This window comes from Kluyvera sp. EC_51, from assembly GCF_019584505.1.
Lineage (GTDB): Bacteria > Pseudomonadota > Gammaproteobacteria > Enterobacterales > Enterobacteriaceae > Kluyvera > Kluyvera sichuanensis.
In genome coordinates, this window is the sequence record NZ_VDAG01000029.1 from 126,251 (window position 1) to 139,678 (window position 13,428).

Genomic DNA, 13,428 nt, shown 5'->3' on the forward strand with positions numbered 1-13,428 from the left:
GGGCCCGACGGGCCTTTAAGACATCAACAACACGCGCTCCCGGAATAATGAAAAAATTACTCGCTCTGGCACTCATTGCGCCGCTGCTGGTCTCCTGTTCCTCAAAAAATAAAGGCGATACCTATAACGAGGCGTGGGTCAAAGACACCAACGGTTTTGACATTCTGATGGGGCAGTTCGCCCATAACATTGAAAACATCTGGGGCTTTAACGAAGTTCTGATAGCGGGCCCAAAAGACTACGTTAAGTATTCCGATGGCTACCAGACCCGTAGCCACATCAACTTTGACGACGGTACCATCACCGTTGAAACCATCGCTGGCACCGATCCCGCCGCGCGTCTGCGCCAAGCCATCGTCACCACCCTGTTAATGGGCGATGACCCCGGCTCGGTTGACCTTTATTCCGACGCCGACGATATTCAGATTTCCAAAGAGCCGTTCCTCTACGGCCAGGTGGTCGACAATACCGGCGAAGCCATTCGCTGGCAGTGGCGCGCCGAGCGCTTTGCTGACTACCTGCTGCAAACGCGGATGAAAAAACGCACCAGCGGCCTGCATATTATCTACAGCGTGACCATTAATCTGGTGCCAAACCACCTGGATAAACGTGCGCATAAATATCTGGGCATGGTGCGTCAGGCATCCCGTAAATACGGCGTCGACGAGTCATTGATTCTGGCGATTATGCAGACCGAATCCTCCTTCAACCCGTATGCGGTCAGCCGTTCTGATGCGATGGGGCTGATGCAGGTTGTGCAGCATACCGCTGGGAAAGACGTGTTCCGTTCGCAGGGGAAATCCGGCACGCCAAGCCGTAGCTTCCTGTTCGACCCGGCCAGTAACATCGACACCGGTACCGCCTATCTGGCGATGCTGAGTAACGTCTATCTGGGCGGTATCGATAACCCAACGTCGCGTCGCTATGCGGTGATCACCGCCTATAACGGCGGCGCGGGCAGCGTGCTGCGCGTCTTCTCCAACGATAAAGTTCAGGCGGCGAATATTATCAACAGCATGGCCCCGGGCGACGTTTATCAGACCCTGACCACGCGCCATCCGTCTGCGGAATCACGTCGCTATCTGTATAAGGTGAATACCGCGCAGAAGAGCTATCGTCGCAAGTAATAATTCTCACACTATCAGGCGCTCTCATCCCTAACTCACCGGGATGAGAGCGGCCTTCCCACCAACTCCCGCTATAAAAATGTTACTTTTGTCACTAAATCGTTTTGCAAAGTAAGAATAATTGCAAAATTTTGCGGTGCTTAACAATGTCTCGCTATCCACGTTGATAGTATCAGCGCAAATAACGCCTCTGAATGTTATCCAAGTAACACACCACGCCAAATTTTGTGAGGAAAGCAACATGAATTTAAAGCTGCAGCTTAAGATACTGTCGTTCCTGCAGTTCTGTCTTTGGGGGAGCTGGCTCACCACGCTCGGCTCATACATGTTTGTTACGCTTAAATTCGACGGCGCATCTATCGGCGCGGTTTATAGCTCCCTCGGTATCGCTGCCGTCTTTATGCCAACGCTGCTCGGCATCGTGGCGGATAAGTGGATCAGCGCCAAATGGGTTTACGCCTTCTGTCACCTGGTCGGGGCCGGTACGCTGTTTATGGCGGCCGAAGTCACCACACCGAGCGCAATGTTCTTCGTTATCCTGCTCAACTCGCTAGCCTATATGCCAACGCTGGGCCTGATTAACACCATCTCTTACTACCGCCTGAAAACGGCCGGTCTGGATATCGTTAACGATTTCCCACCAATTCGTATCTGGGGCACTATCGGCTTTATTCTGGCGATGTGGGCGGTGAGCTTCTCCGGCTTCGAGCTGAGCCATATGCAGCTGTATATCGGTGCCGCGCTGTCGGTCGTGCTGGTGCTGTTTACCCTGACCCTGCCGCATATTCCGGTCTCTAACCAGCAGCAGAAACAGAGCTGGACCAGCATGCTGGGGCTGGATGCGTTTGCGCTGTTTAAAAACAAGCGCATGGCAATCTTCTTTATCTTCTCCATGATGCTGGGCGCAGAGCTGCAGATCACCAACATGTTCGGCAACACCTTCCTGCACAGCTTCGATAAAGATCCGCTGTTTGCGACCAGCTTTATCGTGCAGCACGCGTCGGTGATGATGTCGATTTCGCAGATCTCTGAGACCCTGTTCATCCTCACCATTCCGTTCTTCTTAAGCCGCTACGGCATCAAGAACGTGATGCTGATTAGTATCTTCGCATGGATGCTGCGCTTCGGCCTGTTCGCCTACGGCGACCCAACGCCATTCGGCACCGTGCTGCTGGTCCTGTCGATGATTGTTTACGGCTGCGCCTTCGACTTCTTCAACATCTCCGGTTCGGTGTTCGTTGAGAAAGAGGTTCGCCCGGAGATTCGCGCTAGTGCGCAGGGCATGTTCCTGATGATGACCAACGGCTTCGGCTGTATCCTCGGCGGTATGGCGAGCGGTAAAGTGGTTGAGATGTATACCGTGGACGGCATCACCGACTGGCAGAGCGTATGGCTGATTTTCGCTGCCTACTCTCTGGTTCTGGCGGTGGCGTTTGTTGGGCTGTTTAAATACAAACATGAGCGTACGCCTGCCGGTGTGCAGACGGTTGCCCACTAAGGCACGGCCCCCTCACCCCGGCCCTCTCCCCACGGGGGAGAGGGAGAAAAACGCCCCGGATTCTGTTATTAATCACTGCACCTAACAGTCCCCTCTCCCCCATGGGGAGAGGGTTAGGGTGAGGGGAAATCCCACTCCCTACTTCAAAACATACCCATACAACCGACTAATCCCGTCAGCATCCTTCTCGCTGTAAACCCCCTGAAGCTCCGGCGAAAAGCCCGGCAGCAGGTTCACGCCCTCTTCCAGCGCCAGGAAGTAGCGCTGCACCGCACCGCCCCACACCTCGCCCGGCACCACGCATAGCACGCCCGGCGGGTACGGCAACGCCCCTTCGGCAGCAATGCGCCCTTCCGCTTCGCTGATACGCACCAGCTCAACGTTGCCGCGAATAAACTCACTGTTGGCATCCTGCGGGTTCATCACTACCGCCGGCAGGCTGGCTTTGCGGAACATCGCCTTTTGCAGATCCTTCACGTCGAAGCTGACGTACAGGTCGTGCATCTCCTGACACAGTTCACGCAGGGTGTAGTCGCGATAGCGCACCGGGTATTTGTTGTAGATGGTCGGCAGCACGTCGGCCAGCGGCGTGTCATCTTCAATGTGCTGCTCAAACTGACCAAGCATCGCCACCAGCTGCGCCATTTTCTCAGCGGATTCCGCAGGCGTCAGCAGGAAGAGGATCGAGTTGAGATCGCACTTCTCCGGCACAATGCCGTTTTCACGCAGGTAGTGCGCGAGGATCGTCGCCGGAATGCCAAACTCGGTGTACTCGCCGGTTTGTGCATCAATGCCCGGCGTAGTCAGCAGTAGCTTGCACGGATCGACGAAGTACTGATCCTGCGCGTAACCGTCAAAACCATGCCAGCGCGCACCCGGCGCAAAGCTGAAGAAACGACGTTCGCTGGCGATAGTTTTGGTCGGATGATCCTGCCACGGGCGGCCGTCGACGATCGGCGGGATAAACGGCTGGATCATCTTACAGTTCGCCACAATCGCTTTACGCGCTTCAATGCCCAGCTCAACGCACTCCGCCCACAGGCGGCGGCCGCTCTCCCCTTCATGAATTTTGGCATTCACGTCCAGCGCCGCAAACAGCGGGTAGAACGGGCTGGTTGAGGCGTGCAGCATAAAAGCGTTGTTCAGCCGCTTGTGCGGGCAGAAACGTGCCTGGCCGCGAATGTGGTTATCTTTCTTGTGGATCTGCGAGGTCTGCGAGAACCCGGCCTGCTGTTTGTGCACCGACTGGGTGACAAAAATCCCCGGATCGTTTTCGTTAAGATCCAGCAGCAGCGGCGAGGTGTCCGCCATCATGTCGATAAACTGCTCGTAGCCCACCCACGCGGAATCGAACAGGATGTAGTCGCAGAGATGGCCGATTTTATCCACCACCTGACGGGCGTTGTAAATCGTACCGTCATAGGTACCAAGCTGAATGATCGCCAGGCGGAACGGACGCGCGTCATCGGCTTTCTCTGGCGCCACGTCGCGGATCTGCTCGCGCAGATAGCTATCGTCAAAGCAGTGGTCGTCAATGCCGCCGATAAAGCCGAACGGGTTGCGCGCCGCTTCCAGGTAGACCGGGGTTGCCCCAGCCTGAATCAACGCGCCGTGGTGGTTGGATTTGTGGTTGTTGCGGTCGAACAACACCAGATCGCCGCGAGTGAGCAGCGCGTTGGTCACGACCTTGTTAGCCGCCGAAGTGCCGTTCAGCACAAAGTAGGTTTTATCGGCGTTAAAGACCTTCGCCGCAAACTTCTGCGCGTGCTTGGCGGAGCCTTCGTGGATCAGCAGATCGCCGAGCTTCACGTCGGCATTGCACATGTCAGCACGAAACACGTTCTCACCGAAAAAGTCATAGAACTGGCGGCCCGCCGGGTGCTTTTTAAAGAACGCGCCGTGCTGATGACCCGGACAGGCAAAGGTGCTATTGCCCATTTCAACGTACTGGGTCAGGGTGTCGAAGAACGGCGGCAGAAGATCTTCTTCGTAGCGACAGGCTGCCGTTTCCAGCTCCAGCCACTCCTGCTCTTTTCCGCTAATCACCGCATTCACGCCTTCCGGCACGCTGATAGCATCCGACGTCAGCACGAAGACCGGCAGGTTAAAGCCAGTACGTTTGAGTAATGCCAGGATGCCGCTGTGGCTATCCGCCACCGTAATGACGACTGCTGCCACATCGGTAAAGTCGGTGCCGTCTAGCGCCACCACGCTGCGATGGGTGGAGAGACGAGAGACCAGTTCGCGACTGGCAGCAATGTGCATTGATTTCATAAGCGCAACGACCCACTCAGGGAGAGTAAAAGCCCCGGACAAAGCCGCTGGCTTTGCCCCATAAAGCGTCTGGGTGCAACTGGGTTACAGCTCCGACCGCCAGACATCAGTAAAAGCAGACATGGTCTAATCTTACTGTTGTCCTGCAGTGAGCGTGCGTTGGCTTCACCGCATGGTGAGCAATGAGCAAGGGGCAGACCTTCGCGAGCAGGCGAAGTGGCATTGGCGATGTAATGGCAAAGATGTCATTGCAGGCGGCCCCGATTCAGGAAAGGAGAAAATTCGCGCAATCATGGCACCATTCCCCAGGGGGTGCAAGACGAAATTTTTATGCACTTATACCACGGAGAAACAAGAACTGAACCGATTAATCAGTCCATAATAATGCAGGACTTATCGATAAGTAACAGGAGTTAACGTGGTAATAGGCCCATTTATTAATGCTGGCGCGGTGCTGGTCGGCGGCTTGATCGGTGCGCTGCTCAGCCAGCGTTTACCCGAGCGTATTCGCATTTCAATGACCTCGATTTTTGGCCTTGCCTCGCTGGGGATTGGCCTTCTGCTCGTTATCAAATGCGCCAATATGCCGGTGATGGTACTCGCAACGCTGGTCGGCGCGCTGATTGGTGAGTTTTGCTTTCTGGAAAAAGGCATCAATAAAGCCGTTTCCAGCGTACAAAAGCGGATGCTCAAGCCGGGAAAAAGCAGCCAGCACGAGAACTTTATTCAAAGCTTCGTGGCGATTATCGTACTGTTCTGCGCTAGCGGGACGGGAATTTTTGGGTCGATGCATGAAGGCATGACCGGCGACCCGACCATTCTTATCGCCAAGTCGTTTCTCGATTTCTTCACCGCAATGATCTTTGCCTGCTCGCTCGGTTTTGCCGTCTGCGCCATCAGTGTGCCGATGCTCATCATCCAGCTCTCGCTGGCGTTCTGCGCCTTCCTGATCCTGCCGCTGACCACCCCCGCCATGATGGCCGACTTCACCGCCGTCGGCGGCCTGTTGCTGCTGGCTACCGGGCTGCGCATCTGCGGGATTAAGATGTTTGCGGTGGTGAATATGCTGCCTGCGCTGCTGCTGGCGATGCCGATTTCGGCGGCCTGGACGGCGTTTTTTGCCTGACGCAGTGTGTAAAACGGGCAAAGTGGTGATAGATTGTGCGACTCGCCGCAAATTTTATAAATTTCGTTGACGAGTCGAGGCGATTACGGTTTAATGCGCCCCGTTGCCCGGATAGCTCAGTCGGTAGAGCAGGGGATTGAAAATCCCCGTGTCCTTGGTTCGATTCCGAGTCCGGGCACCACTATTTAAAGAACCCAGCCTATGGCTGGGTTTTTGCTTTTCAGGGATATCACAACGCGTTCAATCCCCCCTCCTTCACCGCTTTTACCATGTTCTTCATCTGCTTAATCTCTTCGCGCAGCGCTTTCATTTCATCGTTATCCGGAATCAGCACAATGCAGTCTCCGGCAATCTTCACCGTGACGCCTGTTCCCGTGTCGAAACCGACCTCTTTTAGCCATTTTCCGCTGAGGTTCAAGGAGGGCGTGCTGGCATTACCTTGCTGAGGGACGTAGCTGACGGTGTAGCGGCGCTCGGTTTTTATCGGTGTGGCGGATGATGGGTGAGTCTGGGTAGGGATCGTAGCCATAAGGGGCAACCTCCAACAAGCAGTCAATAATGCCGCCATCGGAGAGGCTAATCCCGGCACCTGATTTTGCAGATGCCAGGCAAAGGTACTGCTATCACTTACAGGCCGCAAGCGGTTTTCATACGCTAATCAAATCATCACGTTAATCTGGAATTCGCCTCGCAAAACGTTGCGACACAGCGCCCTCATTGATACACAAACGTCACCCCAATAATCGACTGCACGTTCCCCGCCGTCACCTGACCGCTGGTTCGCGCGTAGTTGGCCGTTAATCCCAGGCTGACGGCAGACGTCGTCACCGTGCCAAGCGACACCGTGCTATTAGCAGGAAGTACGCTGCCGTTGCGCGTAAGCTGCACGCCAATCCCTTGTGCCGGTGAGGCCGACGCGGTGTTGGTGAAGATGGAGTTCGCCGCATCCGCCGTGGTGCCTGAAAGGTAGTAACCCAACTTCTGACTCTGCGCACAGTAAACCGTCAGTGGAATGGCCGTGGAGCCGGGGTAATCCGGTAGAGTCACCGTTACGTTGCGCGAGGAAACATCGCAGCCGCCGGTCGGCACCACCACGTTATTGTTGGCGTAGATATTCCAGATAAACTGAAAATCATCGCTGTTCTTGTTGTTGGTCTGTCGCAAGATCAGCCTCGCAATCAGCGTGCCGGCGCTAATTGCCACACCACCGGCGGAGCTAATTGGCGTCAAATAGAGCACCGTAGGCCAGGGCTTGTCGGTCCTGGAGTTATAGATCAGGCGCGATGTTTCGGTAGTGGTGGGAAACGGGTAGCTGGTACCGTTATATTTCACGGTGCCGGAAAAGCTCGACAGCACCCCGCCGTAGGCCGAGCCGCGCTGCAGCGTCACATAGTCGGTGATGGTCTCCGGGTAGTCGTTATGACAAAAAATCTGCGTCGAGAGATCGACCACCAGGTTTTGCCCCACGTTTACCGCAGGCGCAAGATCCACATAAACGTTAGCGCTGCCGCCGCCGATGGGGATGGTCGTACCGTTCGCCGTCTTACAGGCAAACGACCAGGCGTTAAACGACCAACCAGCCAGCAGCAGCGTGGTCAGTAGGGCTATCACGTTTTTCATTACTCTCTTCTCCTGGTCAGGCGTAGGTATAGGTGACGTTGATGACCGTCTTAATGGTGCCCTGGGTTGCACCGCCGTTCACCGACAGCGCCCTCACCTGCAGCGGGAAATGCGCAGACTGCGATGCTTCGTCCACCGTCACCGTCGTGGTAGCGCCGGTGTTCAGCGTGTTTCCGCCGTTGTCCTGGAGCTCAAGCTGGATGTTTTTGGCGGTGCCCTGATTCTGGTAGTAGCCGGTGGCGTCCGCCGTGCCGCTAAAGCTGGCAATCACCCTTGATGTGCCGACCGGGCAGTTGCTGAGCTCAAGCGCCACGCTGTGCCACGCGGAGGCCGAGCCCGCGGAAAGCAGGCTAAAGGTATAGAGGTCGCCAAGCTCGACGCTGGCGTTGGTGGTCGATACCGTGCAGGGCTTTGCCACCACTTTACCGTTGACGGTGATGGTGACATCGGCAGCCCACAGCGCCGGAGAGACCGCCATCAGGGCTAACGCCCACAGCCATCCGTAATAAACCCGTTTCATCTGCGCCTCCGCTTACTGAAATTCAAGAGTGAACGTCGCCGTGGCGTTAACGTGGCCCGGGGTGACCGGCACCTGCGTCGCCATCAGGCGGGCGTAAAAGTTCAGCGTGTTAGTCTGGCCGGGGGTGAGCGTCGTCCACGGAATGGTCGACGATGCAGCGTTAATCGGCAGCGTGGTCTGCTGCCCGTTGAGGATCTGCACCCCCATTCCTGCCGCGGCAGACGCGCCACTGCCCAGCTTTAACAGGCTGGTATTGCCGTTATCCGCCACGCCGGTAAATCCCACCTTCACTGCGCTGACCGCCCCGCCGCACGGCGAGAGCACGATGCGAAACGGGACGGCGGGCGTAGTTGCGCCAACGGCGTCGAACTGTTTAGCGGCGTTATTCATCAGGTCAACGGTAAAGTCTTTTGATTCCCCCGCCACGGCGCAGCCGTTATCCCTGACGTTGCCGGTAATAGTTATCGTGCTATCCGCCGCCAGCGCGCAGGTAGCCGTCAGCGCCAAGCACACGCTGAGCAGATAAAAGGAAGTTCTCATTCTTCTGTCCTTAGCGGCACACGGCCGATAGCTGAATCAGCGTCTGTTCCAGGCTCTCATTTGGGATGCGGTAGTCCGCCACGCAGCGTGCATCGTCGCCTTCGCCCCATACCACCTGAACCTTCCCGGCGAGCGGCATACCGCTCAGGTAAACGAGGCCGTTATCCGCCACGATGCTGCTGTTCTGATTGTCTGCTGAAGTCACCACCGCACCGAAAGGCACCAGCTTGCCGCGATGTGTGAGCGTCATTAGCAGCTTCATCCCTACCCGCGTTTTAAACTTCGCCCGCACAATCGCCCCATGAGTGGGCACCACGTTGACCACCGCGTCGTCTAAATCGACGTTATCCGCCAGCGAGTTGGTGTCGAGCGCCACGCGGTTTTCGCGATACTCGGTGGCGTACGGCAGGACGGCGTAGCCGCGCCAGTCGGTGCGCACCCCGGTCTGGTTTTCAATTCTTGTGCCTTCCGCACCCGGCGCGCTCACCAGCACAACCGTGTCGTTCAGCGGTTGGCTTAGCGTCACGCCATTGGCATGCGCCAGCACGCCGCCGCTCATGCCGTAATAGAGCTGCTTCAGGCTGTCGCTGTGGCTGTAACCGACGTTGGCGTTACCATAACCGCCGCGATAGTTCAGTGCCGCATAGCCGGTGCTGCCGCTAGAGCCTTCCCCGCCGCTGGCGTAGCCGGTCTGCACGCTGTAGCTCAGGTTGTTATCTTCCAGCAGCGTGCCGTACAGCCCGGCCAGGTTGCTCATGCGACCGTTAAGATCGTCAGACATGCTGTAGCTGGCGCTGGCGTGTCGCCAGACGGACTGGCTGTCGGAACGCAGCCAGTGGCTGAATGGAATGTTGACGTTCACGGCCAGCATCTGGTCACGCCCATCCTGCCAGGCGTTTTTGGTCAGGCTGTAGCTCAGCGTCCAGTTGATGTCACTGACGGCGGTATTCAGCCCGACCTGGAACTGTTCATCCGCGCTGTCGGTTCCCCAGTAGCTTTGGCGGCTACCGCTTACGTAAAGGGTGGCGGTACGGCCTAGCTGCTGGGTCACGCTCACCTGCACCTTGCCCCGTTTGCTATAGGCCAGGTTGTAGTAGTCGGTGAATTTCGGCTTCACGTAAACCGGCCCGTCCTCGGTCACTACGCTATGGCCGCTCATGCGCTGGTAGGTGGTATCGGCAAAGCTGTAGTAGCCCTGCGTGGAGTAGCGGTAGCCCACCAGTTGAATATTGGTACCCAGTTCACTGAGTGATTTGTTATAGAGAAATCGTACCGACTGGCCCTGCTGTTCGCTGTCATCGGGCAGCATCGCGTTGGCCTGGGTGATATCCACCGACAGCGCGCCCAGATCGCCCATATTTTTCCCGACGCCCAGGTTAAAGGCACGATAGCGGTCTGCCAGTTGGGTACCGCCATAAAGCGTCCATCCTGCCGGTAGCCCGTGCATCAGCGTGCTTTGAAAGAAGGTGGGATCTTCCTGGAGATCGTTGCCGCTGCGGTATTTCCCGGCAGTCAGCGCGTAGCGGGTGTGGCCTTCACGCTGCAAAACCGGAACCGAAGAGTACGGCACGGTGAAGCTCTGAACGCTACCGTCCGCCTCTTTGATGGCGACCTGAAGATCGCCGCCGTTGCCCGCGGCATAGAGATCGTTAATGGTGAAGGGACCTGGCGGCACCGTGCTGTGGTAGATCTCATAGCCGTTCTGTTTGATAGAGACCTGTGCCGTACCGCGCGCAATACCGTGAATGACCGGCGCAAAGCCTTTCTGGCTATCCGGCAGCATATTGTCATCGGATGCCAGCTGTGCGCCGCGAAAGTTAATGCCGTCAAAGACGTCGCCGTTGGTGTAGCTGTCGCCTAGCGTCAGGCGCGAGCGAAACGGCGTGATATCACGTTCCAGCCAGGTGTTGACGTGTTGCCATTTATTCTCGCTGCTTGAACCGCTGCTGTAGCTCCAGGTGCTGTTATCACGCAGCCGCCACGCGCCAACGTTTAGCCCGCTTTGCAGGTTTAAATAGGCGTACTGGCTGCTGCCACCAACGCGGTTTTGTACGTTATTACCGGTAAAGTTGTAGTTCAGCAGCCCGGCGGTGATCCCGTTATCCCACAGCTCTGGTGAAATATAGCCGCGCGCCTGATTTCCCATATAGGCCTGAGGAATGGTCAGGTACAGACGCTGCTGGCCGACGTCCAGGCGGATGGTCGCATCCTTGATCATCTCCGTAAACGGTACACAAGCATCAGGCTCTAGCGCTTCCATTCCCTTAATCACAGCCGTATTAAGCCCCATGCTGGCAAGCTGGCCGCGCGTCAGGCACGGCATCAAACCGTGGCCGTTTTCACCGGCGCTGAAGGTGACATCACGAGTGGTCATAAAGCCATCGTTCAGATAGATATCCATACGATAGGTGCCCGGCGGTAGCTCCTGCCCCTTCTCAAAGCTAGAAAGATCCGCGACGGCAGCCGGGTCGTCGGCCAGAAAACGCGGGTTAAAGTAGAGCTCCGCCTGAGCGAGAAAGGCCGGTGAAGCGAGCAACGTCGCAACGGAGAGTTGCGTCAGCCGTATACGTCGGGCCTGCAAATGGTCGAGGCCAAATTTCAGATATGACATAGTCCCTCCGGTTCGATATCGCCCGGCAGTCTGTTCTTATTCTGTTCAAGGGATACGGGAAATTCCCGTTGTTTAACGCATCACACCGATGACGCGCGGCGTCAGTGCACCGTAGTCATTAATAGTTCTGTAGGTAATCTCGCCGCTCGCCTCATCCGGAATTTTCACGCTGGTTTCGCCCAGCGGTGGCACCAGCGCGTTTTCCAGCCCACGCGTGCCCACGCTAAGTTCGGTAACCGTCAGGTAATAGGGCGAAGGGTTGATAAGCGTGAGCTTGCCGGCGTTGCGACGAAACGTCAGTTTCTGAGCAGCCTCTTCCGGCGGCATGGCAAGCTTAGCCGGGCGGTAGTAGAGCTTGATGCGGCTGATAATCGCCAGTTGCAGGGTGTTGTCGTTAAGCTTAGATTTGTCCATCGCCGGAATGGCTTTGACGTTCATCCAGAACAGGCTTTCTCTGTCCTGCGGCAGTTGGTTATTGGAGGCGTCGAGAATACGTAAGGTGTTCTCTTTTTTTCCCTGCATCGCAAACAGCGGCGGCGTCACCACAAAGCGTCCGTCTTTCGTTCCCGCAGCGTTTTCCACCCATGACTGGATCAGGTAGGTGCCGTTTTCATCGGTGTTGGTGACCGCCAGCGGAACCTGCTTTTGCCCTGCCGGGTAAATCACGCGGGTCGCCCCCAACGCCACGCCCGCTTCCGCGCGCGAAACCAGCCCGGTTGCCGCCATCAGCAGCCCGAACACCATCATCAACGTTCTTTTCATGTTTACCCTTGTTGTACTTACCGTCATATCCTGCGTTCGGTTCATTACTGGTAGGTCAATGCAAACCAGGCCTGCGCATTGGCCGTACCGCCGACGACCTGCCGAGCGGTCGATCGGTACTTCGCCACAAAGTGCAGCGTGGTCGGCCCGTCGTGGAGCCGCACCCAGCGCACGGGATCGTCATTCAGCGCAATTCGCCCGCCCTGATCATCAAACAGCGCGATACCAATACCGGTAGCAATCCCCGCGCCTTCGCCCACCGAGAGCACGTTCGGGTCTTTGCCATCAGCCACACCCTGAAATGACACGCCGACGTGTTGACTGACTTCGGTGTTGCAATCTTCAAGATGGATATCAAAAGCAATCGGGTTGGACTCTTCGCCTACCGCATGAAAACGATGACTGCTGACCTGACCCATTTTTACCGTCATCAGGCGATCCCCCGCCGCGACGCTACAGGCTTCAGCGACGACGACGCCCTGAAAGCGCATATTTCCGCCGGGGACCGTCACGTTCCAGTGATTTCCAGCCAGCGCCACGGCTGGCGACATGGCAACCAGCAGGCCCCATTTCATCCATTGCATCGTTATCATCTCCGTTCCTTCACGGATAACTGGGCCCCCCTGGCCCCGAACGTCGTCCCTGCCGAATGGGTTACTCGTACTGCACTTTGAAGGTGGCGTCAGCGTTCGCCGCACCCGCGGTTGCCGCACCGGTGGCGTAGTAACGCGCCTGGAACGGAATCACGTTGGTACCATCGTTCAGCGTGGTCGCGCTGCTGAAGGTGGCACCGTCTAATGCCAGCGGTTTGCCTTTGTTGTCGAGGATCTGAATACCGACGTTAGACGCGCCGCCGGAAGCTGAACCTTGCAGCGCCAGAACTGTGGTATTGGTGGTATCAATCGCCGTGCCGGAGAAGGCCACTGACGCTTTGGTAGAGACGGTGGTATCGCAGTCGTTCAACTGAATGTTAAAGCCCACTGCGGAGCTGGTGCTGCCCGCCGTCGCCAGTTTTGCGGAACGAACCTGGCCCATCTGCACGGTCTGGTCGATAGAACCGGCATCGACGGCGCAGGCAGCATTAACGACTTCACCTTTAAAATGAACGGTACCGCCATTTACGGTCGTGGTATCTGCCGCTAATGCAGCGGTTGAAGCCATAGACAGCGCAGAGATAATAACCAGCGCGACTTTATTAATTCCCATAAAACCTACTCCTTATTAATAGAGAATCTTGGTAATGACTCCAACTTATTGATAGTGTTTTATGTTCAGATAATGCCCGATGACTTTGTCATGCAGCTCCACCGATTTTGAGAACGACAGCGACTTCCGTCCCAGCCGTGCCAG

13 protein-coding genes and 1 tRNA gene are annotated in these 13,428 nt (G+C 56.6%); 4 read left to right on the forward strand and 10 right to left on the reverse strand.

Translation table 11 applies throughout. The features are described from left to right. Positions 1 to 47 precede the first annotated feature (47 nt). Entirely contained in the window at positions 48 to 1,127 is a 1,080-nt protein-coding gene (gene mltC / locus FHC49_RS08650) for a membrane-bound lytic murein transglycosylase MltC (RefSeq protein ID WP_220439538.1), read from the forward strand. A 241-nt stretch (positions 1,128 to 1,368) separates the two neighbouring features. Beyond that, positions 1,369 to 2,625 (forward strand): nucleoside permease, encoded by a 1,257-nt coding sequence (locus FHC49_RS08655; RefSeq protein ID WP_185668336.1) that lies wholly within the window; start codon positions 1,369 to 1,371, stop codon positions 2,623 to 2,625. A gap of 138 nt (positions 2,626 to 2,763) precedes the next feature. Here the strand turns inward: FHC49_RS08655 and FHC49_RS08660 are convergent, their stop codons facing one another. Further along, a complete protein-coding gene (locus FHC49_RS08660) occupies positions 2,764 to 4,899 on the reverse strand; it encodes an ornithine decarboxylase (protein ID WP_220439539.1) in 2,136 nt (711 codons plus the stop codon). A gap of 418 nt (positions 4,900 to 5,317) precedes the next feature. Between FHC49_RS08660 and FHC49_RS08665 the strand changes: the two genes are divergently transcribed. Further along, the gene (locus FHC49_RS08665; protein WP_185668338.1) at positions 5,318 to 6,025 is read left to right on the forward strand and encodes a DUF554 domain-containing protein; all 708 of its coding nucleotides are present in this window, start codon (positions 5,318 to 5,320) and stop codon (positions 6,023 to 6,025) included. A gap of 105 nt (positions 6,026 to 6,130) precedes the next feature. Continuing rightward, positions 6,131 to 6,206: transfer RNA gene (locus FHC49_RS08670), tRNA-Phe, on the forward strand. Positions 6,207 to 6,254: 48 nt separating this feature from the next. Here FHC49_RS08670 and FHC49_RS08675 read toward each other — a convergent pair. The 9 genes from FHC49_RS08675 to FHC49_RS08715 all read right to left on the reverse strand — a co-directional run. Then, positions 6,255 to 6,554 carry a SymE family type I addiction module toxin gene (locus FHC49_RS08675; protein ID WP_220439540.1) on the reverse strand — a complete coding sequence of 100 codons (300 nt, stop codon included), beginning with the start codon at positions 6,552 to 6,554 and terminating at the stop codon, positions 6,255 to 6,257. Between the two features lie 185 nt (positions 6,555 to 6,739). Continuing rightward, entirely contained in the window at positions 6,740 to 7,645 is a 906-nt protein-coding gene (locus FHC49_RS08680) for a fimbrial protein (protein ID WP_220439541.1), read from the reverse strand. 16 nt (positions 7,646 to 7,661) lie between these two features. After that, positions 7,662 to 8,165, reverse strand: a complete 504-nt coding sequence (locus FHC49_RS08685) for a fimbrial protein (RefSeq protein WP_185668341.1) — start codon at positions 8,163 to 8,165, stop codon at positions 7,662 to 7,664. A gap of 12 nt (positions 8,166 to 8,177) precedes the next feature. Beyond that, positions 8,178 to 8,705 (reverse strand): fimbrial protein, encoded by a 528-nt coding sequence (locus tag FHC49_RS08690; protein WP_220439542.1) that lies wholly within the window; start codon positions 8,703 to 8,705, stop codon positions 8,178 to 8,180. Between the two features lie 10 nt (positions 8,706 to 8,715). Next, positions 8,716 to 11,316: a fimbrial biogenesis usher protein gene (locus tag FHC49_RS08695; RefSeq protein WP_220439543.1), complete on the reverse strand. Its 2,601-nt coding sequence runs from the start codon at positions 11,314 to 11,316 to the stop codon at positions 8,716 to 8,718. Between the two features lie 72 nt (positions 11,317 to 11,388). Further along, positions 11,389 to 12,105, reverse strand: coding sequence for a fimbria/pilus periplasmic chaperone (locus FHC49_RS08700; RefSeq protein WP_220439544.1), 717 nt, complete (start codon positions 12,103 to 12,105; stop codon positions 11,389 to 11,391). A 17-nt stretch (positions 12,106 to 12,122) separates the two neighbouring features. Continuing rightward, positions 12,123 to 12,662: a fimbrial protein gene (locus FHC49_RS08705; RefSeq protein WP_220439550.1), complete on the reverse strand. Its 540-nt coding sequence runs from the start codon at positions 12,660 to 12,662 to the stop codon at positions 12,123 to 12,125. A gap of 70 nt (positions 12,663 to 12,732) precedes the next feature. Then, positions 12,733 to 13,284, reverse strand: coding sequence for a type 1 fimbrial major subunit FimA (gene fimA / locus FHC49_RS08710; RefSeq protein ID WP_220439545.1), 552 nt, complete (start codon positions 13,282 to 13,284; stop codon positions 12,733 to 12,735). Between the two features lie 45 nt (positions 13,285 to 13,329). Continuing rightward, positions 13,330 to 13,428, reverse strand: a 99-nt coding sequence (locus FHC49_RS08715) for an IS1 family transposase (protein WP_000641146.1), incomplete at its 5' end; no start/stop codon positions are given.